Annotated in this window: 17 protein-coding genes and 3 tRNA genes; 8 read left to right on the top strand and 12 right to left on the bottom strand. The window is 68.2% G+C overall.

Annotated elements, in window-relative coordinates; genetic code table 11:
• The first annotated feature begins 220 nt into the window (after positions 1-220).
• On the top strand, positions 221-4651 hold the full coding sequence (locus C8E87_RS16635; RefSeq protein WP_133873942.1) for a LamG-like jellyroll fold domain-containing protein: 4431 nt from the start codon (positions 221-223) through the stop codon (positions 4649-4651).
• A gap of 64 nt (positions 4652-4715) precedes the next feature.
• Here the strand turns inward: C8E87_RS16635 and C8E87_RS16630 are convergent, their stop codons facing one another.
• Positions 4716-6392, bottom strand: a complete 1677-nt coding sequence (locus tag C8E87_RS16630; protein ID WP_239080219.1) for a hypothetical protein — start codon at positions 6390-6392, stop codon at positions 4716-4718.
• Positions 6393-7194: 802 nt separating this feature from the next.
• Between C8E87_RS16630 and C8E87_RS16625 the strand changes: the two genes are divergently transcribed.
• Complete coding sequence (locus C8E87_RS16625; RefSeq protein ID WP_133873941.1) at positions 7195-7638, top strand: tyrosine-type recombinase/integrase; 444 nt, start codon at positions 7195-7197, stop codon at positions 7636-7638.
• A 107-nt stretch (positions 7639-7745) separates the two neighbouring features.
• Here C8E87_RS16625 and C8E87_RS16620 read toward each other — a convergent pair.
• The 3 genes from C8E87_RS16620 to C8E87_RS16610 all read right to left on the bottom strand — a co-directional run bounded on the left by C8E87_RS16620 (position 7746) and on the right by C8E87_RS16610 (position 9178).
• Positions 7746-7818, bottom strand: a tRNA-Arg gene (locus C8E87_RS16620).
• Positions 7819-7866: 48 nt separating this feature from the next.
• Positions 7867-7957: transfer RNA gene (locus C8E87_RS16615), tRNA-Ser, on the bottom strand.
• Between the two features lie 411 nt (positions 7958-8368).
• Positions 8369-9178 carry a hypothetical protein gene (locus C8E87_RS16610; protein ID WP_133873940.1) on the bottom strand — a complete coding sequence of 270 codons (810 nt, stop codon included), beginning with the start codon at positions 9176-9178 and terminating at the stop codon, positions 8369-8371.
• A gap of 454 nt (positions 9179-9632) precedes the next feature.
• On the opposite strand from C8E87_RS16610, the gene C8E87_RS16605 reads away from it, so the two are divergent.
• Entirely contained in the window at positions 9633-10283 is a 651-nt protein-coding gene (locus C8E87_RS16605; protein ID WP_133873939.1) for a hypothetical protein, read from the top strand.
• 223 nt (positions 10284-10506) lie between these two features.
• Here the strand turns inward: C8E87_RS16605 and C8E87_RS16600 are convergent, their stop codons facing one another.
• Complete coding sequence (locus C8E87_RS16600; RefSeq protein WP_133873938.1) at positions 10507-11274, bottom strand: CPBP family intramembrane glutamic endopeptidase; 768 nt, start codon at positions 11272-11274, stop codon at positions 10507-10509.
• 134 nt (positions 11275-11408) lie between these two features.
• Here C8E87_RS16600 and C8E87_RS16595 point away from each other — a divergent pair, with 134 nt between their 5' ends.
• Positions 11409-12521: a globin domain-containing protein gene (locus C8E87_RS16595; RefSeq protein ID WP_133873937.1), complete on the top strand. Its 1113-nt coding sequence runs from the start codon at positions 11409-11411 to the stop codon at positions 12519-12521.
• 9 nt (positions 12522-12530) lie between these two features.
• On the opposite strand, the gene C8E87_RS16590 is transcribed toward C8E87_RS16595, so the two are convergent.
• Positions 12531-14060 (bottom strand): peptide deformylase, encoded by a 1530-nt coding sequence (locus C8E87_RS16590; protein WP_133876874.1) that lies wholly within the window; start codon positions 14058-14060, stop codon positions 12531-12533.
• Between the two features lie 386 nt (positions 14061-14446).
• Between C8E87_RS16590 and C8E87_RS16585 the strand changes: the two genes are divergently transcribed.
• Positions 14447-15166, top strand: a complete 720-nt coding sequence (locus C8E87_RS16585; RefSeq protein WP_133876873.1) for an IucA/IucC family C-terminal-domain containing protein — start codon at positions 14447-14449, stop codon at positions 15164-15166.
• A 102-nt stretch (positions 15167-15268) separates the two neighbouring features.
• Positions 15269-15418, top strand: a complete 150-nt coding sequence (locus tag C8E87_RS43720) for a hypothetical protein (protein ID WP_166661179.1) — start codon at positions 15269-15271, stop codon at positions 15416-15418.
• Between the two features lie 84 nt (positions 15419-15502).
• Here the strand turns inward: C8E87_RS43720 and C8E87_RS16580 are convergent, their stop codons facing one another.
• The gene (locus C8E87_RS16580; RefSeq protein WP_203720663.1) at positions 15503-17488 is read right to left on the bottom strand and encodes a DUF6311 domain-containing protein; all 1986 of its coding nucleotides are present in this window, start codon (positions 17486-17488) and stop codon (positions 15503-15505) included.
• 264 nt (positions 17489-17752) lie between these two features.
• Between C8E87_RS16580 and C8E87_RS16575 the strand changes: the two genes are divergently transcribed.
• On the top strand, positions 17753-18466 hold the full coding sequence (locus C8E87_RS16575) for a class I SAM-dependent methyltransferase (RefSeq protein WP_133873936.1): 714 nt from the start codon (positions 17753-17755) through the stop codon (positions 18464-18466).
• Between the two features lie 60 nt (positions 18467-18526).
• On the opposite strand, the gene C8E87_RS16570 is transcribed toward C8E87_RS16575, so the two are convergent.
• The 5 genes from C8E87_RS16570 to C8E87_RS16550 all read right to left on the bottom strand — a co-directional run bounded on the left by C8E87_RS16570 (position 18527) and on the right by C8E87_RS16550 (position 24235).
• Entirely contained in the window at positions 18527-19057 is a 531-nt protein-coding gene (locus C8E87_RS16570; RefSeq protein ID WP_133873935.1) for a YbhB/YbcL family Raf kinase inhibitor-like protein, read from the bottom strand.
• Between the two features lie 285 nt (positions 19058-19342).
• Positions 19343-20359 carry a C40 family peptidase gene (locus C8E87_RS45560; protein ID WP_239080220.1) on the bottom strand — a complete coding sequence of 339 codons (1017 nt, stop codon included), beginning with the start codon at positions 20357-20359 and terminating at the stop codon, positions 19343-19345.
• Positions 20360-20593: 234 nt separating this feature from the next.
• Positions 20594-21235: a DUF4352 domain-containing protein gene (locus tag C8E87_RS16560; RefSeq protein ID WP_133873934.1), complete on the bottom strand. Its 642-nt coding sequence runs from the start codon at positions 21233-21235 to the stop codon at positions 20594-20596.
• A gap of 186 nt (positions 21236-21421) precedes the next feature.
• A complete protein-coding gene (locus C8E87_RS16555; RefSeq protein WP_133873933.1) occupies positions 21422-22381 on the bottom strand; it encodes an NAD(P)H-quinone oxidoreductase in 960 nt (319 codons plus the stop codon).
• 18 nt (positions 22382-22399) lie between these two features.
• Positions 22400-24235, bottom strand: coding sequence for a ricin-type beta-trefoil lectin domain protein (locus C8E87_RS16550; RefSeq protein WP_133873932.1), 1836 nt, complete (start codon positions 24233-24235; stop codon positions 22400-22402).
• A gap of 219 nt (positions 24236-24454) precedes the next feature.
• Here C8E87_RS16550 and C8E87_RS16545 point away from each other — a divergent pair.
• Positions 24455-24539, top strand: a tRNA-Ser gene (locus tag C8E87_RS16545).
• Positions 24540-24884: the final 345 nt, after the last annotated feature.

The raw sequence follows: 24884 nt of genomic DNA, 5'->3' as shown, positions 1-24884 counted from the left end.
ATTCCGAACGGGATGGATACAACGCAGGGTAAAGATCCGGTAACGGAAATATTTAGATGTATGACTGTCTGAACACCGTATAGACAGCCCCGGCAAGTACGCCCTTAAGCTGCGCCCCACACGATCAGCATTGAGTTGCTCACGGGGGCGATCTGCGTACATGAAAAGATCTAGTATTCTGCCTGCTCTGACCATTTCCGGTCTGCTGTCAGGAATGTTCGTGGCGTCCCCCGCGGCCGCCGAGCCGCCCGCGCCGCCACCCGCGGGGGCCACACGCGGCTCGGTCGAGGGGGCGCTGGCCGAGGCTCACCGCACCCGCAAGCCGGTCGAAGTGACCGAGGCCACCACAGCCACGTCGACGAGCACGGCCAACCCCGACGGGACGGTCACACTGGTGCAGTCGGCGGCGCCCGTCCGCAAACGAGTCGGTGACACCTGGCGCGAGCTCGACGCCACGCTCACCCGGAACACCGACGGCACCTGGTCACCCAAGACCGCCCTGACGCCGCTGCGGCTCTCGGGCGGCGGGACAGGGCCGATGGCCACCGTCGGCGACGCCGCCGTCAACGCGGCCTTCACCGCACCGACGAAGCTGCCCGAGCCGACCGTGACCGGCGCGACCGCCACCTACAATGCGGTCCTGCCGGGTGTGGACCTGCAGGTCACGGCCCTCGCCACCGGCGGCTTCTCCGAGGTCTTCGTCGTCCGCGACGCAGCCGCGGCGAAGAACCCGGCCCTGGCCGAACTGTCCTTCGGCACCAACACCAAGGGGCTCACGCTCAAGGCGGACGCCCACGGCAACCTCGTCGGCCACGACCGTTGGGGCAGCCCGGTGCTCACTGCGCCGACGCCGATGATGTGGGACTCCGCTCCCCCGGCCAGGGCCGCCGCCGGCGCGCGAGCCACCACGTCAACCACCCGAGGGCCCGGCTCCTCAGCCCGCAAGGCACGCCTGGCCACCGCCGTGAAGTCCGACCAGATCACCCTCACCCCGGACAAGAACCTGCTCACCGGCGCGACGACGAAGTACCCGGTCTACCTCGACCCGACCTTCGCGTGGTCACCGGCAGCCGGCGCCCGCAACGGCTGGGCGACCTTGCCGGCCGACTTCCCACAGACCAAGTACTGGAACACCACTCCCGATCCCCGGGGCCGCATGCAGGTAGGCAACTCCGGTGAGATCAAATCACGGACGTTCATCAACTTCACGCTCCCCATCGCCACCCTGCGCGACGCGAACATCAACACCGCGACCTTCAAGATCACACAGACCTGGTCCTACTCGTGCAATCCGACCCGGGTCAACGTGCATGCCCCGACGCCGGTGCTGACCCAGACCAACGCCTTCTGGAACGCCTGGGCCAACGTGGATCTCGGTTCGGTCGTCGCCTACGCGACCGTCGCCAACGGCTACAACTCCTCCTGCCCGGCCGACGGCGTGCCGTTCAACGTGAAGTCCGCGGTCACCGCGGCCGTCGCGTCCAACAAGACCGTCCAGACGTTGGCGCTGGTCGCCGCAAGCGAGTCGGACACCAACGGCTGGAAGGAGTTCCTCCAGACCAGTCCGACGCTCGCGATCACCTACAACCACAAACCGAACAAACCGACCGGAATGAAGACCTCGCCGGCCACCTCGTGCAGCGCCGCCACACCCACGATCATCGGTCAGACCGACGTCACCCTGTACGCCCCGGTCTCCGACCGCAACAAGAACGCGCTCGGCGTGGAGTTCAAACTCTGGAAACAGGGCGCGTCCGGCACCGTGCTCGCGCGGTCGAATCCCGACCTGCTCTGGTACTCCTCTGGCTCCACCGCAGTCCTCAAGATCCCGATGAAGACGCTCAAAGCCGCGGCCGGCACCGGTATCGCGACCTTCGAGTGGAATGTCCGCGCAACCGACTACAACATGTGGAGCGAGACGTCCGCGACCTGCCGGTTCCGGTTCGACGCGACCCGTCCCGGCGGCCCCACCATCGCGATGCCGGAAGGCGTGACCCCGCAGATCGGCGTCCCGCTGACCATCGGGATCAAGCCGCCGGCGGACGAGAACGGCAAGGTCGTCACCCCGGTGCCGACCAGCTACCTCTACCAGCTCAACGGCGGCCCCTACGCCACCGTGGCCGCAACCAACGGCAACGCCGAAATCAAAAACCTCAAACCGGCCCGGTTCACCAACACGCTGAGCGTTACCAGCCTCAGCGCCGGCGGCAACGTCGGTGAGGCCACCCAAGAGATCTTCAACGCGGACCCGGCCGCCGTGGCCTCTGACGGTGATCTCACCGGTGACAACCTGGCCGACCTGACCGTGATCGGCGGCAAGAGCAAGCTACCCGCCGGCGTCTGGACCTCCATCGGCCGCGGCACCGGCCAGATCGCGCCGATCGCGACGAACCTCGGCGCGCACGGGGCAGGCCAGAACAACGTGCCGGCCGACTTCAACAGCGCTGACATCATCACCGGGCACTTCGGTGGCACTGGCCTGCAGGACCTGCTGGCCTTCTACCCCACCGGCGTCGTGGGCCGCAGTGACTCGCAGGGCACCGCGGTGATCCTGCGGGGCAACGGTGACGGCTCCGTGATCAAGTCCGAGCTGGACGGTAACAGCCACACCATTGAGCCGATCTTCCTCAACGAGGAACCCGACGGCAGCAGCCTGCTCCAACTCGTCAACGCCGGGTCCCACACCACTGAATGGCTCGGCCCGGACCTGCTCGGCGTGCTCAACGATCCCGACGGGTACCGCCTGACCTACCACCCCGCCTTGGGCGGAACCGGACAGTTCGACCTGTCGGCCAAGCTCAGCCAGCCCACTCCCACCGGGGGCACGGACTGGAACACCTGGACCCTGACCAGCGCCCAGACCGCGACCGGCACCGCCCTGTTCCTCTGGCAGGCCACTACGGGCAAGCTTTACCTCTGGAACGACGTCGTCTGGGCGGGCGGAACCGGCCTCGAGTTCGACCAGTACCTGTTGTCGGAGAACTTCAAGACCGGTCAGAAGCAGACCCTGCGCGCCGCTGACTTCAACAGCGACGGGACAGCCGATCTGTGGGCGGTCAACGAGAACGGTGAAGTCACCGGTCTGCTGGTCGGCGACCTGAGCGGCGGCACCGGAACCCTCTCGGCTCAGCCGTGGCAGGTCTTCACGCCACCGACCCACACCTGGAAGCTCGACGACGCTGAGACGGGCATCATCGGCGCCGCCGGAGCCAAGGACACCGCCGGCTCGCTGCACGCCAGTGGCGCCGGTGGGACGAGCTGGACCTCGGGCGACCTGTTCGACCCGGCCGCCGAGTTCAACGGCACAGCCGGCACCGTGATCTCCACCGCCACCAAGGCGGTCACGACCAACGCCGATTTCTCCGTCTCGGTGTGGGCCAAGCCCGATGCGTACGAGGGGATCGTCGTCTCGCAGGACGGCGTCAACGGCACCGGCTTCAAGGTGTGGCCGTCCGGGCTCGACAACTCGTGGCGTTTCGGCATGCAGAAGGCCGACGAGGCGTACTCAGGAGCGACCTGGGACATCGCTGTCTCGGCGCCCGGCACCGCGAAGCTCGGCGTCTGGACCCATCTGACAGTCACCTACAAGGCGTCAACAGCGAAGATGACGCTCTACGTCGACGACAAGCGGATCTCGTCGGCCACCCACACCACGCCGTGGTCGGCCGCCAAGAGCTTCCGGATCGGCGACACCCAGACAGCGGCAGGCACCCACGGGTACGCCTTCAAAGGTCAGATCTCCCAGGTGCAGACGTGGGACACGGTCATCTGGCCGATCGCGGAGTTCCAGGACGCCCTGTGGGACCGAGTCCGCGGCGCCGACGGCACCTGGTCGAAGACCCCGTCGATGATCGACAGCAACCCGGCCATCACCACCAGCGCGATCACCCGTACTCCCGACGGCGTCGTCCACGTCTTCAACATGGTCGCGGGCAGCGGCGTCTGGTATCGCAGCCGCAGCGCGGGCGGGACGTGGCAGGGCGACGCCGTACGCATCGACCTGAGCACCCAGATCACCGACCTCGCCGCGGCCGCCCTGCCCGACGGCTCGATCCAGTTGCAGACCTTGCTTCCCGCGTACGGCGTCTACAACCGCACCCGCAGCGCCGACGGTGTCTGGTCCGCGGCGACCAACTTCGACGCCAGCACCCTGATCAGCAAGATCGCTTCGACCGCCACCCCCGACGGCCGCACGCACCTGCTGACCCTGCTGCCCGGTTACGGCGTCTACAGCCGCAGCCGCTCCAGCAGCGGGACCTGGGGTGCGGCCACCCGATTCGACCAGCAGGGCAACCTGACCGACGTGGCGGCGGTCGGCCTGCCCGACAACACCGTGCACTCGGTGACGGTCTATCCCGGCTTCGGCGTCTACGACCGCACGATGAGCAGCACCGATGTGTGGGGTTCGGCCACCGTGCTCGATAACAACGGCAGCCCGAGCGCGGTCTCCGCCGCCGGCGCACCCGACGGCTCGATAGTCGTCGACACCGCCGGCGCCGGCACGACGGTGACCCACCGCGTACGGACTGCGGCGGGCACGTGGGAAACCGCTCAGAGCTCCTTCACGACGGCCGCCAAGCCGACCAACCTGGTCAGCTGGGTCTCGGGCGACGGCCGGGCCCACGTGGCCTACCTGCCCGACCTGCCGTGACACGGAGAACGGGATAACGAGAACGGCCCGCCGGACAACCGGCGGGCCGTTGTTGTGGGACGGGTCAGCGCCGGGCAGGGCAGACAACCAGCCCCTTGGGGGCCGGGACACGGGCCTCAACCGAGCAGTCGAAACGAGCGGAAATCACGGTACGTACGTCAGGGCTGGCCTTTTTCCACGGGAACCATGACGGCTGCAGCACCAGGTACCCCGCGCGATCGTCCTCGGTCAGGCAGCGCAGGTTGTCCCGATATGACGGATAGGTTCGCACCGCTTTGAAGTGCGCACCCCGCTGCACCCACTGCGGCGACGGATAACGGCAGGTAGACGGGTTACGCAGCAGATAGTTGATCGAGCCAAAGGCCAGATAGAGGACGGGAGTGTCGGGGCCGATCCGCTCGCGCAACGCGGCGTAGCCGGGAGCGGACGGCCTCTCGTTGGACAACGCGTAGTTGTAGCCGCTGAAGGCCAGCGGCGCGTTGGGCAGGGTGGCCAGCACCAGCGCGGCGGTCAGGGCGATCGCGCCGGCCTGAGGCGGAACCAGCGGCGTTGCCCTGCGCTCCAACGCCCAGGTGGCAACGGCGGCCAGCACTGCGAACACAAGGTAACTGAGCGAGACCGGGGTGACATTGTCGAGTCGCCACTCGGGTGGCTGGGCCAGCAGCACGAAGCTGGCCACGGCGAAGACGACCGTGGTCACGAACAGGGACGTACGGGCGCCGGGGCACAGAGCGAAGGCGACACCCCAGACCGCGGCGGCCAGCACCGGTACAACCGCGTAGTGATACATGTAGAACTCGCCCTGGCCGTAGGCGGAGGCCACCGACAGCCCACCGGCGACCACGGCGACCGCCGCGCCGATCCACCGCGGGCGGCCCGGCGGCAGGCGCCGGATCAGGGCGGCCGCGGCGGCCGGGGCCACGGCCACAACCGGGCTCAGCAGGGCCACGTCACCCAGCCCGACCAGCAGCAGGTGGAAGTCCTCCCACCGCAACCCGTGGTGGATCGGCGAATCCGCGACCAGGTTGGCCTGGTCGTCGAGCCACGTCCACTCCCACGGCAAAAAGCGCTTGGTCGCGGCGTACCACAGCACGGCGGACCCCGCCGCGGCCACGGCCGCCCAGGCCGCGCGGCGAACACTGAGCACGCCGACCAGCACCAGGGCCAACAACGTGATCGGCACGGTGGCCAGCTTGACGGCGATGGCCAGAAAAGCCGCGAATCCACCCAGAAGGGCGCCGACCCAGACGCGGCGAGGCGCGCAGGCCGCGCCAACGGCCAGCACCGCGAACATGGCGGCCACCCAGTCCGGCTCGAGGAAGTGCCACTGCGGCGCGATGATCAGCGCAAGGCCGGCGGCCGCGGACACCGCGGCGGCCGCCCGCACGTCGAGGTAACGCCGCATCCCGAAGAACAGCACAGCCGCGACGCCGACGACGAGCAGCGCGGTCTCGAACCGGATGACCGCGTGCGCGACCCGCAGCGGCGCGTGCGCCACAGGCGCATCCAGAACAGCCAACAGAAGGCGATACGCGACCGGGCGAGCCACGAAGACGTCCCAGATGCTCACCCCGGTCTTGCCCGCGGTCTCCATGCCGCCCAAGGCATAGGTCACGTCGTTGTTCAGCGCCGACCAAAGGCTCGCACCGAACGCCGCTACGGCGGCCAGCGCGGCGACGGCCCACCCGGTAAGCCGCCGCGGGGAGCCAACCGGCCCCGGCGGTGTGATCTGGGTAGTCACGTCGTTACGAGCGTGAATATTTGTCGTCATCGAGCGGGGATTATGCCACGCACATCGATCCACCCCCGCGCCCGCGACGTGACCCCGGGTTACACCTCTGCCGGCGGACGACCTCAGCCTGGCGGCAGGCGTCGCGGGTGGCCTCGAGCGTCTCGGCGAGGCGGTCGAGCACATTGGCCTCGGTAGCGGTCGCCGCCTCGCCGATCAGGACCAGCTCGCGCGCACAACAAGCCCGACTGAGGTGCAGGATCCAACGAGCGTGGCTCCGCCCAGGCAGCCCCGACGGCGTCCGATCACCATCCGAGCACCAGCGATCGCTCAGGACCGGCCAGAGCGGTGCTTGCGAGACCCATCCCCCAAAGACAGATGCGGCTCACCGTGAGAGGCGTGTGATTCCTGCGGCGCTGTCACCTCTGAGCCTGCTGGGCCCGTTGCCGGCGCTGTCCCACCGGCAACTCATGTCCCCCTCTCGGGGGCATCCTTCAGGGGTCCGCAGGCATCACGCTCGATGAAAGGGGCGCGACGGCGGAGGACAGCGATGGCCAGCACGGGCAAGACCTTCAAACGATGCGGATGCCGCAACTAGCAGGTAAAACGCCTGGAAAAACGCTGCCCCCGCCTATCCGAGCGCGGCCACGGCTCCTGGTACTTCCAGTGCTCGGCTCCGAACCTGTTCGGCCGCTCCGATCGAAAGCCGCCGCGGCGGGTACGTCTCCCGGGTAGCCGCCCGCACGGCACGGGAGGACTGCTTGGCCGACAGCGCCACCCAGCGTTGCGGTGATGGGCTGGACCGCAACCAGGTATGGATCGACTCCGGCTAGGTCTTCACCCGCAAAGACGGCGAACGATCAACCCCAGCTACGCCACCACCCGATTCCGCAAACTCACCAACCGCGCCGGGCTGCCCCAGGTCCGGCTGCACGACCTGCGCCACGGTGCCGCCTCCCTGGCCCACGAAGCCGGCACGGACTTGAAGACCCTGCAAGATCTGCTCGGGCACTCCAGCATCGTCGTCATCGCCGACACCTACACCAGCGTCCTTCCCGATTCGCAGCGCCGCTGCGCGGACGCCAACGCCGCCCTGGTGCTGGCCGCAGCCCGGCACACCCGCAAACGCACCACGGAAAGGCCGCGACAAACCGGCCCACAGGTCGCGGTGGAAAAAGAAACACCTTCAGAGAAACGGCCCACCCACAAGAAGCGAGCCGCAGGTCAGGCGGCCGCCGCAACCCGTTCCATCACATAAAGTGACGGCGCCCATGTGCCACCCACACGCCACCCAACCTCCGCAAAGGCGGGGCAACGAGAAAGGCCCGAACCGCTTTCCCGCAGCTCAGGCCCTAAACGAAGATGCGCGCCCGAAGGGACTCGAACCCCTAACCTTCTGATCCGTAGTCAGATGCTCTATCCATTGAGCTACGGGCGCTTGGTCTTGCTCGTGGTGCTTTGCCAGCATACACACCGGCTCTACACGCGGAGACTCCGGGATTCGAACCCGGGAGGGGCTATAAAACCCCAACCGCATTAGCAGTGCGGCGCCATAGACCAGACTAGGCGAAGTCTCCCCGGTGACCGTGACGGCCACCGACGGTTGAGGATACCGGACCCGTTCGCCGCCGCACAAAGAGGTTGCCGTCCGGCGGGTCGGACCCGTCTCCAACAGGTGAAATGTTGCTGTTGGGGATAGGCTCCTGCGGCATGGAGGAGAACTCGCCCCCCGAGCGCCGTAAGGCCGCGCGTGCCCGCACGCCACAGCCGCCCTTCAACGCGCCGAGCGAGTCCGAGGCGCCTCCGAAGCGGCCCAGGAAGGCCCCGCCCGCGGTCACCTTCCAGCCGCCGGGTGCCGAAAATCACCCCCCAGAGCCTTCCCGTACGGGGGTCACGCGCCCGCACCCGGCCGGGCCGGAGTCAACCGGCCAGGCCACGCCGCGTGCCCGCAAGACGAGCCCGGATGCTCAGCCGCCCGCCAAAAGGGCTCAGAAGCGCCCGGCGAAGAAGGTCGCCGCTGCCGCACAGAGCACACCGGTGAAAAAGGCCACTCCCGCGAAGAAGGCGACCCCCGCCGCGGTCCCGCCCGCCGACAAGCCGGTGAAGGCCACAGACCCGTCTGCGGCTGCCACCACCGGGACGCCTGCGAAAGCCGCGCCCGCTCGGCCCACAACGCTGACGAAATCAACACCGGCCCAGGCCACCAAGCCGACACCGGCGACGCCCCCGCCCGCGGACAAGCCCAAACCAACGCCCCCGAAAGCCGCGCCGGGCGACACGCCTGTCACTGCGAATCCCGCGCCGGGCGACACGGCTGCCACTGCGAACCCCACGCCCGTGCCTGCCGACAAGCCGAAGCCGGCAGCTCCCGCCGTCAAGCCCACACCCGCAAGCGCCGCCCCTGCCACTGCGAACCCCACGCCCGTGCCCGCCGCCAAGCCGAAGCCGGCAGCTCCCGCCGCCAAGCCCACACCCGCAAGCGCCGCCCCTGCCTCTGAGCCCGAGCGCGCCTCCGCGAGCACCAGTTCCACCCCCACTCGCAGGCCCGCAAGCGCCGCGCCCGCTCCCGAGCCCGCTTCCGCGAGCGCGGGTTCCGCGCCGGTCCCCGCCACCAAGCCAACGCCTGCGAGCGCGCCGACCAGCAAGCCCGTGAACGCGAGCTCCGCAGCTGCCGAGAAGCCCGCACCCGCAAGCGCGGTCACGGCACCGGCACCGGCACCGGCACCGGCACCGGCACCGGCCGACAAGACCACATCACTGGAGGCCGACAAAGGCACCCCGGTGTCGGCGAGTGTCACCCCGGCCGACGAGACCACGCCGTCAGCGGTTCGGCCCGCCGAGGAGCCCAAGCCAGCGGCTCCGGCAGACAAGCCCAAACCTGCGAGCACGGCCCCTTCGCAGGCGAACGAGACCACGCCCCCGCCTGCTAAGGCGGTGCCCACCACCGGCGCCAAGTCCAGGCCGGCAGCCGGAAGTACGGCCACGCAAGACGCGCCCGCCACCGGAAGCAAGCCCGCGACAGCCACGCAAGCCGCGTCCACCACCGGAAACAAGCCCGCGACAGCCACCCAAGCTGCGCCTACCACCGGAAGCAAACCCGCGACAGCCACCCAAGCCCCGTCCACCACCGGCAACAAGCCCGCGACAGCCACAAAAGCCGAACTGGAACAAGCCAAGCCCGTACAAGGTGAACCTGCCACCTCCGGCGAGCCCTCGACGGCTGGGGACGTCGAGTCCGGTCGGCAAGCCCCCATGAACGTCATTGCGGCGAAAGCTGAGACGGATCGCTGGGCGCGCCTGATCGCCGACCCCCTGCACACACCCGAGATCCTGGCCCTGGCCGCCGTCTCCACGATCGGCCCCCGCGCCCGGGAGTGGGCCTCCGACATCAGCTCCACTTATCCGGCTGCCACGTCCGCCGGACTGGCCCGGTTGGCGACCCGGCAGTTCACCCGATTCGGCGCGCTCGCCAGTGTGTTCGGCGCGCTTGCCGGTTCGTACGCGTCAATTGCCCTGGTTTCGACCCGGACCCTGACCGATGCCGAGCTGATCCTGCATTTGGCGGCCGCCCACGGATTCGACCCCACCGACCCGCGGCGGGCCGTCGACCTGCTGGTGATCACGCAGGTGCACGAGACCGTGGCGGAGGCCGAGGAGGCTCTGGCCGCGACGCTGAACGAGGAGCCGGCTACGAGCGGGCTGGGTGATGCCGCGCTGCGGCTGGGGCGCGGATTCGTGCAGCGCAGCGGCAGATGGACGGTCCTGCGGGCGATCAACCGCTACTACCCGGGCGTCAGCCTGCTCGGCGCCGTGCTCACCAGCGCAGCGGACGCTCAGGCCACCGCGGCCCGCGCCGCCCGTTACTACGCCCGGCAAGAACGGCCCGCCACTACGCAGAGCTGAAACGGCCACCAGTACAAACGGCTGAAGTGGCCGCCACTACGTACAGCTGGAACAGCCCGCCGCCACGCACAGCCGGAACGACCCGCCACGCACAGCCGGAACGACCCGCCACGCACAGCCGGAACAGCCCGCCGCCACGTACAGCTGAGCGGCCCGCCACGCACAGCCGGAACAGCCCCCCGCCACGCACAGCTGAGCGGCCCGCGGCTGGAGCAGTCCGCAACTACACCCAACTGAACCAGGACTCGGGCAACAGGGCGTAACCGACAAAGGCCACCACATCAAGCAGGGTATGCGCCACGATCAGCGGCATCACCCGCTTGTACCTGAGGTAGAACAGCGCGAACACCACCCCCATGACGGCGTTGCCGATGAACGCGCCGAACCCCTGGTAAAGGTGATAGGACCCGCGCAGCACGGCCGAGGTCGCCACGATCGCGACGGTGGACATGCCCCACTGCCGGAGCCGGGTCATCAGGTACCCGACGACAATCACTTCTTCGAGAACAGCGTTCTGGATGGCCGCGAGAATGAGCACCGGCACCGCCCACCACACGGGTTGCAGCGCCGCCGGCACGATCTGGGCGTTGATGCCGAGCAGCTTGGCCACGTACACCAGAAGGAGTCCGGGAATCCCGATGCAGGCGGCCAGCAAAGCGCCCCGGCTCCAGTCGAAGCGTGTGCGGTCGAAGGAAAGGCCGAGCTCGTCGCGCGGCGAGATGCGGTCCCGCAGCAGCAGGTAGAGCGCCAACGCCACCGGGATCAGGTCGAAGAACGTGCCGAGCAGCTGGTAGGTCAGGTCGAGGTAGGGGCGCGGCGACTGGGACGCGTTGAGCACGGCCGCCTGCTGGGAGAGCGGCTTGTCGGCGGTCAGCTTGGCGATCAGCGAGACCACCGAATAGACCGCGCTCTGCCCGAGCGACAGCAACAGCACGATGACGATCTCGGCGGTGAGGATCGGCCGGGTGGCCTGCTGGCGCTCTAGAGTCACGCGCCAACTGTAGGAGCATGGGCACTCCGACCCTCCACGTAAACGGACGAATCCGGGCAAGCGTCGCGGCGCAAAGGAGACGAGTCGCACGTGCCGTGCGTCGTCTTTCCGACTCTTCTGACCACGCTGAGGGCATGGGAGACCTCGGACGCATGCTCAAGGAGAGCTGGAGCCTCGTCGAGGAGCATCAGGACAAGGTCGCCAGCTATTTCTACGCGCGGCTGTTCCTGTCCAATCCGGCGCTGCGTGACTTGTTCCCGGTGCACATGGACGTGCAGCGTTCGCGGCTGCTGGACGCCATCGTGCGAGCCGTGCAGACGCTCGAGGATCCGGAGAAGTTCGACGAGTACCTGCGCGCGCTCGGCCGCGATCATCGCAAGTTCCACGTGGAACCAGAACACTACGAGGTGGTGGGTGGCGCCTTGATCGAGGCGATGCGGCAGTACGCGGGCGAGCGGTGGAGCGTCGAGTACGACCAGGCCTGGGCCGACGCGTACGCGACCATCGCCTCGAAGATGCTGAGCGGTGCGGAGGCCGACACCAACCCGCCCTACTGGTACGCCGAGGTCGTCGCTCACGAGCGCCGCGCCAAGGACATCGCCGTGTTCACGGTCCAGCCCCTGCAACCCCTGGAGTTCCGCGCCGGCCAATACCTGAGCGTCGAGTGCCCACGAATACAGCCGCGGCTGTGGCGCACCTATTCGGTCGCGAACGCCCCACGCCGCGACAACACCCTGGAGTTCCACGTACGGGCCCTCGGCGCCGGCTGGGTGTCCAGTGCCCTCGTACGCCGTCTCGTGGTCGGCGACATGGTCCGGCTGGCCGCGCCGATGGGCAGCATGAACCTCGACCGCCGTTCCACTCGCGACACCGTGTTCGTCGCGGGCGGCACCGGCCTCGCGCCGATCAAGTCGCTGCTCGAGGAGCTCACCCGCTACAACCGGACCCGCTGGGTGCACCTGTTCTTCGGCGCCCGCAACCGCGAGGACCTGTACGACATGGCCGAGCTGAACCGGCTGGCGGCGCGCTACCCGTGGCTGTCGGTGGTGACCGCGTGCAGCGACGATCCCACCTTCCCGGGCGAGCAGGGGCAAATCTCTGACGTGGTGGCGCGCTACGGCCCGTGGAGCGAGCACGACTTCTTCGTCTCGGGTTCGGGCCAGATGGTCAAGGCCACGCTGAAGACGCTGGCCGAGCTGCAGGTGCCGTCGATCCGCATCAAGTACGACAGTTTCAGCGACCTCTGAGCAGATCTTTCAGTACGCCCAGGGCCGCCCGCTCTGGGTGTAGTCCGGAACGAGGTTCGACTCCGCGTTCATCCGGTCCACGTACAGCCGCCCCTCGAGGTGGTCGATCTCGTGCGCGACCAGCCGGGCCAGCGCCCGTTCGAACCGCGTGATCATGCGGGTGCCGTCGTACCGGGCGTGCTCGACGTCGATGGTCAGCGGCCGCCGCACCAGACCGCGGTAGTCGAAGAACGACAGGCAGCCCTCGTACTGCTCGTCGCGCTCGCCGGACTCGCCGACCACCCGGGGGTTGATCAGCACCACCGGATCGGCGTCGCGGTCGGCCGGCCGCACCACCGCGACCGCCGCGGACCGTCCGATCTGCGGCGCCGACAGGCCCACGCCCTTGGTGAAGTCGTGCACCTGTTCGAGCCGGCCGAGCGCCGCGTGCAACGCCGCCACCGTTTCGCGGGCGGCCGTCGCCTCACGCGGCAACTGGTAGTGCCGGGCGCGTTGCCGCAGCAGTTCCGAGCCGCGCTGCACGATCCCGATGCCGCGCATCTGCCCGGACACCCGGGGCTGGCCGTTGCCGTTGCTCTCCGGCGCCAGCGCGGGGCAGGCCGGGGCCCCCGCGGCCCGGAACCGCCATTCGAGCCGGTAGCGCGCGTTCAGCTGCGGCGAGTCGGTCGACCATTCGAAGACCGCCCGGTCGCCCTCGTTGTGCCGTTCCATGGGGGTACGCACGGGCACCTCGGCCGCGAGCGACGTCTCGACGCCCCACACCTGCGGGTCGAAGGATGACGGGAAGTTGAGCCGGACGGTCAGCCGCCGGGTGGGCAGCCGCACCGCGCGCTGGAACCACTGGCCCCACTTCTCCACACCGATCGTGTATTCGTACTGGATGGTGGTCCGCTCGCCCGGATAGAGAGCGAACTGCCCGCGCTCGTTGGCGAAGAGCAGCCACACCTCCTTGGACGCGTCCCGGTCGAGCTTGATCCGCCACTGCATGGGCTCAACCGCGTCGCCCTCGCCCGCGCACGCGCTCAGCGCCAGCTCGTCGAAGGTGAGCGGGTTGTCCCGGTGGTGGCGGTTGGAGCCGGTCGGGTCGTTCGGGTAGCGGTCGACGGCGATCTTCACGAGGTAGCGCGTCACCGGCTCGCTCCCGGCGTTGTACAGGGCTCGCCGCACCCGGCAGCGATAGACCCCTTCCTCGTACGTGAGTTCGGCCACTTCACGCTCGACGATGAGCCCGGTTCCGGGCGGGAGCCACTGCACCGGCACCGGCGGGTCCCTGTGCAGGGCCGTGCTGCGGGCGTGTCGCAGCTCGTCGTACTCCTGGAAACGTTGCCAGATGACCCCGCCCGCCCCGAGCACCGCCTCGGCCCGGCGGGCGAAGTCCTCGGTGGGCTTGTGCCGGCGTCCCTCGACATGGCTGACGTACGAGGGGTCGAAACCCATGCGCGCGGCGAGCTGCTTCTTGCTCATGCCCCGCTCGACCCGCCAATGCGCCAGCGCCGTCACGAACTGGTCAGCGGCCCGCTCGACGGGCGAGGTGGTCATCATCGATGTCCCCTTCGCGGACGAGAATTTCAGTGTCGCCGCCGGTCGTGTCCGGATGGTGCTAGTAGCGCGTACACGACAGATACCTTGACGAATCAGGCAACGTGCGCGCGACCGGTTAGGTGACCCTTGCGCCGGGTATTCGTCCGAACAGAGGGCTTGGTTAGGCTAGCCTTACAGGTGTACGGTGGGTCGTCGTCACGGAGGCGTTTCGGCCTGCGTGTCAGTTCTTCGACCGCTATCGAATTTGGCGAGGTGAATGCGGTGACCCAGGTGCTGACGTCACCGCGGAGCGGGTGCCACCGGTGACCACCGCTCTCCACCGCACCACACGCACCGTCACCGTCGCCGACCCTCTGGCCCCGGTGAAGGCGACTCTGCGCGCGATGTTCGGCACCAGCACCGAACTGCCCGGCGTCGCTCCCGATTTGGTCGTCCACGATCCCACGGACTGGACACCCGCGAGCGCGCTGGCCGGCGAACAGCTCGACATCCTGCTCGAGTCGTCGCGTCGGCGCTGGAACGCCCAGCCGCACGCCGCCGCCGCGCTGGCGTGGAAGGCGTACACCTACTGGGTGGCCCTGCCGGCCGTGCTCGGTTACGCCTCGGCCCGCCGCGTGCCCCTGCTGACCGCCGACAACGTGCTGACGCACTTCGACGACCCCCGGCCGCTGATCACCGTCGGCCTGCGGGCCGGCACCCCGGTCGCCGTCCTCGCCGGCGATCCCCTCGCGCTCTCCGGCCTGCCGCACGTCCGCGTGGTCCCCGACGAGGCCGCCCTGCTGGTCGAACTGCGACGCTCGCTGCTCGACCAGCATCTGTCCCCGCTGCTCGATGCCATTCATGACCGCGTACGCCTCGGCAAGCGCACCCTGCTGGGCTCGCTCTCCTCCGGCGTGGCGTACGGGGTGCTCCGCTCGGCCGACGTGCTGCCCGGCCGTTCCGCCGAGACTATCGCCCAGCTCCACAACGCCCTCGGCGTCGAAGACCTGATCGAGCTGGTGCCGGGCAGCAACGGCAAGCTCGACGTCCAGCGCAAGACGTGCTGCCTGGCCTTCACGCTGCCCCAGCCCAAGGTCTGCCAGGGCTGCTGCATCAAGTCCTGACGGGCCCGGTTCCGCTGAGGGCTGCGGCGTAACGAGGCGCAGAAGTGGGCATACCTAGAAGGATCCGTGTTCACTCGCCGCACCCGACGAAAGGAGCCACGGATGCCGTCGTTTTCCCAACGCGTCCGCGCGTTTGTTGCCGGTCCCCAAGGCCGGCGCATGATCGACGAGGGGCGGCGGCAGCTCGCCAAGCCCGAGAATCAGCGCAAGCTGCGCAGCCTGCTGGCCAGATTCCAGAGCCGGCGCCGCTGATCGGCACACAGGTGCCGCCGCCGACCGGCACATGAGTGAGAAAAGGCGGTCCCGGACTGGGGCCGCCTTTCCTCGTCGTCGCGATCAGCCGATGTCGGGGCCGGTCAGCACCGCGTTCGGGTCGTCGACCAGGTGGCGGACGTCCCAGACCCAGGCGCCGCCCGTCCAGGCGGGCTGGAAGCCGAGCAGGCCGGTCATCGCGCGCAGCATCTCGGTGTCACGCAGCTGCGGCGTCAGCACGATCACCGCGGCCTTCCAGTAACGCAGGTCGGCCAGCGTCATCTCGCGGCGCGTGTCGTTGATCTCGGGGATCGGATTGCCCTGACGGATCGAGGCCATGAGGCCGCTGGTCGGGCGCCACGGCGGCGAGAACAACGCCGTACGGTCGCCCGGGTTGAGCGGGTTCTGGTTGGGCAGCAGCGCATACGCCCCGGCGATGCGCATGTCCTGCCCGGTGATCGCCGTCCACCGCAGGGGGTCGGGGTAACCCGAGTCGGGCAGCGGCAGCGTGACAACGGTGTGGTTGTCGTCGACGTACTGCTTCCAGGCGCCCGACGTGACGAACTCCGGCGTCGGGGCCATCGGCGCGGTCTTGAGCTGCACCGGCACGAGCGGTACGAGGGCCATCGCGACCGCCGTGATCATCGCTACCCGGATCGGGCCGCGGGCGGCGGGCTGGGCCTTCACCAGGTCGATCGCGCGCTGCACGCCGAGGGCCAGCAGGATCCCGACGACCGGCGCGATGGCCATGGCCCAGCGGGTCGGCACGGCCGAGTTGAGCACCGGCACACTGTGCAGAACGGCCCAGATGCCCGGGATGCCGGTGTTGATGCCGTTGAGGAAAATTCGCGGACCGAGCGACATTGCCGCGAACAGCAGCGCCACGAAGCCCAGCGAGAGAACCGCGACCGAGCGGCGCATCCACACGATCAAGCCGAAGAACAGAATGACCAGACCCCAGCCGAAGAATGCGTTCTCCTCGGCCGGATTCTGCGCCAGCCGCTCGGCGATGACCGCATTACCGGCGACCGAGTGACTCGAATAGGCGGTGAACGAGCCCAGGTCGGCGCCGAAGTTACGGACGAACTGCGGCAGGCCGTGATAGCTCTGCGGGCCGAAGAACTGCACCGACAGCGGGTAGGCCAGGACGGCCAGCGTCACCGTGCCGGCGACGGCCAGACCGCGCAGGAACCGGCGGGTCTCACCCGGGTGCGACTTGCGCCGCGCGACCGCCATGATCAGGCAGAACACGCCCAGCCCGACCGCGGTCATGAACAAGACCTCGAGGTTGATGAACGCCTGCCAGATCAGCAGCGCCGCCATGATGAGGCCGTTGCGCACCGCCCGGCCCGGCTGCCGCAGGCGCAGGGTCCGCCAGATGATCAGCGGGACCAGGAATTGCGAGACGATGTTCGGATGACCGCCGGCGTGCGAAACCATGCTCGGCGCGAATGTGCAGAAGAGCGCTCCTACCCAGGCCGCGAGACGTGACGAGACGAACACGCGGGACAGCACGAAATACCACGAGATGCCGGTAAGTGCCAACGCGAGCGTAAGAAATAAGTTGAACGCCACATGCGGCCCGAACAGAAGTGTCACAGGCGTCATCGGCAACGAAACGGCCAGCACCGAGGTGTTGGCCATCATGTTCACCCCATCGGGGTAATTCATGCGATCGGAGAAGAACGGATATGCGCCATCGGTGAGCACGCGCGCACCATGAGCCATCATCCACTCAAAGAAAGCCTGATCCTGTGGATCGTCCCGCAACTGATGATCGAGATTGAGCCACAAAGGCGCCGTCAGGTAGAGCGCGACAACGACGAACGTCGCTGTCGCCAGGACGTCGCGCCAGTCCGGCCGCCGCCTCCACCAGCGCTTGGCAGGCTTTTCACCCTGCTCAGGGGCCACCTCGACATCGGGGGCGACCGGCACCGGGACGGTCGGGGCGACGTCGGTCCGGAGCGCGATGAGCTCCGCGTCGAGATCCTCGGTTTCGGTCACTTGCCGGGGCGGCAGCACGTTCCCGCCGGCCGGTTGGCCTGTCGAGGCATTACCCGTAATCGTCATAGCGAGGGCGAGCCTAACCGAGGTTGGTAACGTTGCAGTGACGAGAGCCCCATGCGTGATCGAGCCGATATCAACGGTGTATTCACGACATCCGTACGGTCCGGCGCATGGGAAGCGACCTCGGGCAGTACCCAGCTCGCCATGTCTCAATCAGGCAAATAATGGGGGCCTGCCCCGGCCTCAACTTTCGGTTGTCACGACGGGATGGTTAACTCTTCCGGTCCCGCTGTCAGCTCGGATCGGCAAGACGAGGGAACCTTACATATGGCAGACATCACTGGAGACCAGCGGATCCAGTCCGAAGTGCTCGAGGGCCTTGCCACGGCCGTGAACCACCGCCGGTGGTTCGTCGAGCTCGCTCTTCCGTATCTCGGCGACAACCCGATCGAGATCGGCAGCGGTCTTGGCGACTACGCGCTCGAGTGGGCGGAGCACCTTCCGCGGTTCACGGCGACCGAAGCCGACCCGGACAGGCTCGTGCTGCTCAAGGAGCGCATGGCCGACCGCCCCAACATCGACGTGCGTCAGATGCTGCTGCCGTCGCCGGACGCCAACGGCGAGTACAGCGCGGCCGTCTCGTACAACGTGCTCGAGCACATCGAGGACCACGTCGGCGCGCTGCGCAGCATGGCCGACCTGGTGCGCCCGGGTGGGCGGATCATCATCATCGTCCCGGCCTTCATGTTCGCGATGAGCAACGTCGACATCGCCACCGGGCACATCCGCCGCTACACCAAGAAGACGATGCGCGCCGCGATGACCGAGGCCGGCCTGCAGATCGAGAAGATGCACTACGCGAACGCGCTGGGCCTCATCGGCTACTACGGCGCGACCAGCATCTTCAAGCTGGCCCCGAAGGAAGGCCCGATGGTCAAGGTGTACGACACGCTCGTGCTGCCGGTGACCAAGGCCGCCGAGAGCGTCGTGAAGCCGCCGTTCGGGCAGTCCGTCTTCGTCGTGGCGCGCACACCCGCCTGACGACAGGAATCGAGAGGCCGCCGTCCGATGGACGGCGGCCTTCACCCCGTACGGGGAAACTCAGCCTTTGACCTGGAAGGTCGGGCGGATGGTGGCCCGCGCCAGCGTGTGGAAGGCCAGGTTGAAGCCGACGTACGCGGGCGACGCCTCCGACGGGACCTCGAGTTTGTCGACGTCGATCGCGTGCACCGCGAAAACGTAACGGTGGGGACGATCACCGGGCGGCGGGGCCGAACCGCCGTAGGCCCGGTCGCCGTAATCGTTGCGGACGCAGAACGCGTCACCCGGCAGGGGGTCGACGCCGCGTTCCAGTTCGGTCGTGGTTACCGGCACGTTGACCAGCACCCAGTGCCAGAAGCCGCTGCCGGTCGGGGCGTCGGGATCGAAACAGGTCACCACGAAGCCGCGCGTATCGTCGGGGAAGCCCGACCAGGACAGCTGGGGTGAGAGGTTCTTGCCGCCCACGCTGGTATGGGCGAACAACTCGTCGAGCGGCCGGCCGTCGGTCATGTCCGCGCTGGTCACCGTGAAGGACGGGACAGCGGGCAGAAGATCGTACGGATCGGGGGCAACGGCGCGTTCGAGACTCATCGTGATGTCCTCCGGCGATATGCAGGCCTTCTCCGGACGAAGAGTAGTCCGTTCGGGTATCGCCTGCCTTTCACATCGATTGCCGGCCGCCGTCACCCGATCGGGCGGACGCACAGCCGGTGCGCACGCGAACCAGGGTGACAGGTGATGCTTCTGTCTGACATCCGACCGGGTGCGAGCGGCAGAGATCCCCGTGCCCGGTGGCGATACGCAAGTCGGCACCCGCCATCGAGGCGGGTGCCGACTGCTGTAGGCGCCCGGCGCTTTCCGGTGAACGGCTAACGGCTAACGGCCGGCGACACGGGCGACCCGCAATCCGGAATACACCTTGCGGTACACCACTCCGGTGCGGCGGTTGCCCGCGTCGATCATCATTCCGCGACCCATGTAGATGCCCACGTGGCCGGGCCCGACGACAAGGTCACCGGGACGGGCCTGCGAACGCGAGACGCCGCGCGAACGGGCCGCCTGCGCCCCCGACGAGTGCGGCAGGCTGATGCCGGCCAGGGCGTACGCCCGCTTGGTGAACCCCGAGCAGTCGAAACCCCCTTGGCCCGTCCCGCCGCTCACGTAGCGCTTGCCGACCTGCGACCGGGCGAACGCGATCACCGCGTTCATCCCGTTGCCCAGCTGCACGACCCGCTGGCCCTGTGGCTTGGCGGTCGCGTACCGGACCGTCACGTGGCGCCGGTGCTGGTGGCGCCCGGCGGCACGGGCCCGGGGCGCCTCGCCGCCGACACCAACGGCCGCCTCGGCGGCGCTCTGAGCGGCGCTTCGAGCGGCCTCCCGGGCGGCCGCCCGGGCTTTCCGCTCGGCCTGGGCTCGCCGCGCGGCCAGTTCCCGAGCGGTTTTGTCGGCCTCGCTGAGCAGTTCGGCGGTGACGGGAACGGCCTCTTCGGTCCTTACCTTGCCGCCGCGCAAACTCTGCCGCATCTCGACCGCAGCCGCGGTCTCGGCGGTACGCAAGGCCTCACGCTCGTCGGCCACGGCCAGCTGCACGGCTTCCCGCAGGGCCTGGCCACCGTCCGGAGCGGCGAAGGGATTCATCCGGGCCCGGGTCGTCGTCGCGGCTCGGGCGAGCGAGAAACGCCGGGGAGCGGCGCGTGAGGCACGCTCGGCAGTATTGGTGCGCTCCTCGATTCGAATGTCGTCCGAGGGCTGGGGTCCCATCGGATTCGTGGGCGGCACGGCCTCGGCAGCGTGCTCGGTCGGGTCAAGAGCGGGCGAGAGGACAGCCAGCGCGAGTGCGCCGGCGGTGAAGGCCCGGCTCGGGGACGGACAGTGCAGTGTTGCCTCCGACATCGGTCCGGGGCTCTCGCGCGAATCCCGTCGGCGTGGCAATGGCGTGCACCGCGCCGGCGCCACCCGTACGGACGGCAATGGGAACCCGGACTGCTGGTTAATTCCGTCGACCATGCCAACACACATCAGGAATGTTGCGCGGCCGAAATCACACAATCACCCGCACTCAATCGAGAAAAGAATGCGAGTTACGCACTCCATCGGTGATGATGGATACCCGAAAATGGCCCGCAATCAGGGCAACGGAACCCGTACGCCCGTACTGTACGGCGACTTGTGCAGAAGGAACTGCGCCAGCCGGACCCCCTCGGGGACATCGAACGGGATCACGCCCTGGCGGATCGCACCCGGCGGGATCTCGTCGAGCAGCGACGGGTCCTGGTCGTTCAGGAAGACGGCTGCCTGCTCGGCCACCTGATAGGCGCGGCCCCGCCGGTCGAGTCCGCGCTGAGCGCCCGGGTCGAGCAGGCGCGGTTCCTTCCCGGTGTTCTGCACCGCGACGCTGACCAGGCAGAACTCGCCATCGGCGGCCAGCGGAAGGTCGGGCGGGCCGATCTCGGCGACCCCGCACTCGGTCTTGGTGACCACGATCGAAAGTGTTCCCTCGGTGCCCTTCCGGCCTTCCGGAAGCGCGGCGGGCTCGGCGTCCACGGTCAGTTGCGCCGCCTGCGCGGGCGCTGCGGTCGCCGCGGCCGTCGTCTCGACCGGGGCCGTCTCACCGCCCGGGCTCATCGCGGCATACCCCCCAGCCCCCGCCACCAGCAGGGCGAACACTCCACCCACAACCCACGGCGCCCTTCGGCGTCGAACCGGCTCGGCGGCCGGTTCTCGATCGGCGTGCGCCGATCGTGCGGGGCGCAACGGCGTGTTGGTCACGAGACCTCCCGGTGTCGCTCGTCGGGCGGTCCCGCCAGCCGCGAGACCGCCGGCCGATCACTCGGCCCGAGTGACACCATGCTGAGCGGCCTGTCCTCCAAGACCGTTACGCCGCGCCGCAAAAAGGGTCCAAACCCACACAAAATCCGCGTATCAATCGCCCAAAGGTGTAGGTTTAGGAGGATTTCAAGGGGTTAGCAGAATCTTTCCGAGGTGGTCGCTCGACTCCATGAGCGCATGCGCCTCGGCCGCCTGGGCGAGCGGCATCGTGCCGTTGATGACCGGTTTGATCGCCCCCGCCTCGACCAGCGGCCAGACGTCACGGGTCACGGCGGCGACGATCCGTGCCTTGTCCGCGGGCGGCCGGGCCCGCAGCGACGTCGACGACACCGAGCCACGCTTGGCCATCAACTGACCCAGGTCCAGCTCGGCCTTGCGGCCGCCCTGCATGCCGATCACCGTGAGCCGGCCGTCGGGCGCGAGCGCGTCGATGTTGCGGCTCAAATATTTCGCGCCGACGATGTCGAGGATCACGTCGGCGCCCTTGCCGTTGAAGTCGCGAGTGGCGCTCACGAAGTCCTCAGTCGTGTAATCGATGACCAGGTCGGCGCCGAGGGCCCGCAGCGCCTCATGCTTGCCGGCCCGCGCGGTGGCGATCACGGAGGCGCCGAGCGCCTTGCCGAGCTGGATCGCGAACGTGCCGATGCCGCTGCCGCCGCCGTGCACCAGCAGCGTCCGTCCCTTGCGCAGGCGGTCCCGATCGACGACGTTCGACCAGACGGTGCAGGCCACCTCGGGCAACGCGGCCGCCTCGGTGAGCGAGAGCCCGGCCGGCACCGGAAGCAACTGCCCGGCCGGCACCGCGACCTTCTCCGCGTATCCGCCGCCGGACAGCAGCGCGCTGACCCGCTCGCCCACGTGCCGGTCGGTCACACCCGGGCCGACCGCGCTGATCACACCGGCGCATTCCAGGCCCGGGTAGGGCGGGGCCCCGGGCGGGGGCGGATAGAGACCCTGGCGCTGGGAGACATCGGCGCGGTTGACGCCGGCGGCGGTGACGTCGATGACGACCTCACCGTCGCCGGCCTCGGGATCCGGAACCTCAGACAGGACGAGTTGCTTGTCCTCGACAGTGATCGCGTGCATGGCTCCTAGCTTGCCCTGTCACGGCGTCGTCCACTTCTGGTTCGCGCCACCGGTGCAACTCCACAACTGCAGTTTCGCGCCGTTGGCGGTGTTGTTGTCCTTCACGTCCAGGCATTTACCGGAGGCATTGTTGACGAGGTCGCGGGCCGCGGTGACCGTCCACTTCTGACTGGCGACCGCGTCGACGCAGTCCCACAGGTGCACCACCGCGCCGTCGGCCGTCGAGTTGCTCGCCACGTCGAGGCACTTGCCCAGACCACGAATCGTGCCGTCGGCGCCGATCGTCCACTGCTGGTTGGTGTTGCCCGGCGTGCAGTCCCACAGCCGCGGTTGATTCCCGTTCGCGGTCGACCCGTCGGTGACGTCGAGGCACTTGCTGCCCAGCCCGGTGATGGTGCCGGTCCTGGCGCCGCCGCCCGATTGCGCGCCGTTCCAGGTGAACGTGACCGACGTACGGGCGGGAAGGTTGTGGACGAACGACTGCCCACCCCAATTCACCCTGACCGACTGGGTGCCTGTGGTGGTGTTGTACGCGATCAGGGCCTTCGAACCGTCGCTGTTGCGGAACGCGACGTTGGGAACCGTGGCGTTGGCGCTCGAGTCGATCCGTACGGCTCCCGGCCTCACGAATTTCGTCAGGTGCCCCATCGTGTAGTACTCGACGGTGTAGTCGACCTGTCCGTTACGGCTGCCGCCGCGCTGCACGGTGATCAGGCCGGTGCAGGTGCCGCAGCCGCCGTTGTGCGGGCCCATGTTCTGGTCCACCGCCAGCGACCACTTCGTCCAGGCGCGGCCCCAGTTCCGGAAATACTCGATGAGGTCGCCCATGTCCTCGGCGTGCTGGTTGCTGACCCAGGTGCCGCCGGAATGCTCGGTCATGTACATGTTGACGTTCGGATACTGGTTGCGCACGGTGCTCGCGGTCGACGGGTTGCCGCCGTAGTCGTGCCACGCGATGCCCCCGAAATTCGGGTGGTTGCGGATCGCGGAGTCCGCCACGAGCGGGGCCACCCACTGGTCGTACGTGTCGAAGTTCCAGTCTCCGATGAGGAGCTTCGTGTTCAGCCCAGCCGCCTGCAAAGCCGGCATGAGGTCGTTCTTCGCGAACGACTGCAGACCCGAAACGGGCCATTGCATCGACGGGTAACCCGGGCAGCACCCCGGCTCGTTCTGCGAGGTGACATAGCGGATCGGGACGCCCTGGGACTGGTAGCCCTGGATGTATTTCACGAAGTACTGCGCGTACGTCTTGTAGTACTGCGCCTGCAGATAACCCTGGCTGTACGCGTTGTTGTCCTTCATCCACGGCGGCGCCGTCCACGGCGAGGCCATCACGAAGCCGTACGGGTTGAGGGCCACCGCCTGCTTCGTGAGCGCCATGACATCGGCATCCCGCGCGAGGGAGAAGTCGTTGACGTCGCAGCACGTGTTGTCGTACGAGAAGTTGTTCTGCGCCAGATCCGACGAGCCGATGACGTTGCGGATCGCGCTCACCCCGATGCCGGCGGTGGGGCTGAACAGCTTGGTCATCACATCGTTCTGCGTGGCGGCGGTGGTGCTCCGGATGTTGAACGCCGCGGTGTCCGTGATCGACGCGCCGGCGCCCTCGAACTGCTGATAGGTGACGTTCTCGTTGACCGTGATCGTCTGGTTGGCCGAGCCGCCGCCGCTGCCGAACGCCACCGGCGACTGCTGCTGCAAACCGCGCGTGACGATACGTCCGCCGCTGTCACTGGTGGTGGTCAGATACACGTTCACGGACTCGCCGGCGGCTTCGGCGGCGGACGCCACAAGGACGGTCGTAGAGACGAGTGCGGCTGCTGCCACGCACCCGATCTTCCTGGGGATGGACATGGGTGGGGACTCCTTTGCCGGAGGTGGGGGGCCTAGGCCGGAAAAGGTAAAGGCCGTGAACTGTAACCACATCCATCGATGCCGTGTCAACCGCCTATAACAGTTACTGATCCTTTGTTTCAGCAGCTCAGACCCCTTTTCAGGGTCGTGAACAAAGTTCCGTCATGGCCTGTGTCATGGCTGCGGGCCCGGATCTGGCACACTGGGACAGCAACATCGGGAGGGCTCGCCTAGTGGCCGATGGCGCCGGTCTTGAAAACCGGTAAGGGGAAACTCTTCGTGGGTTCGAATCCCACGCCCTCCGCACGATCGAGCGGCAATGTGGTGTCGAGACTGTCCAGTTCACCCGACGATCACGGGCCGGGCTTCGACGCCGTGCACCGCCAGGCCGCGAACGAACGAGAGTGGAGCTCGATCTCTCGCGGCTGAGGAACAGCGATCTCGGCCGGCACCGCTTCCACGTGCACCAGCCATTGTCGAACATGATGAATTGGTTGGAGGGCATGACGTACGAAGCCGACGCGGGCCTCTGTCTGCCGCATTCAATCTTGGACACCTTGGGGCTGTGCCAATCGGCGAGGACAGCGAGTCCTCGGTCGGTCGGTCCAGCGTCACCCCCGGACGTCGCGCAGGCGTTTCCCCAACGCCT

Source organism: Paractinoplanes brasiliensis (assembly GCF_004362215.1).
In the GTDB taxonomy this organism is placed as follows: domain Bacteria; phylum Actinomycetota; class Actinomycetes; order Mycobacteriales; family Micromonosporaceae; genus Actinoplanes; species Actinoplanes brasiliensis.
The sequence above is the reverse complement of the archived record's forward strand: the minus strand, read 5'-3'. Positions and strand labels throughout refer to the sequence as shown.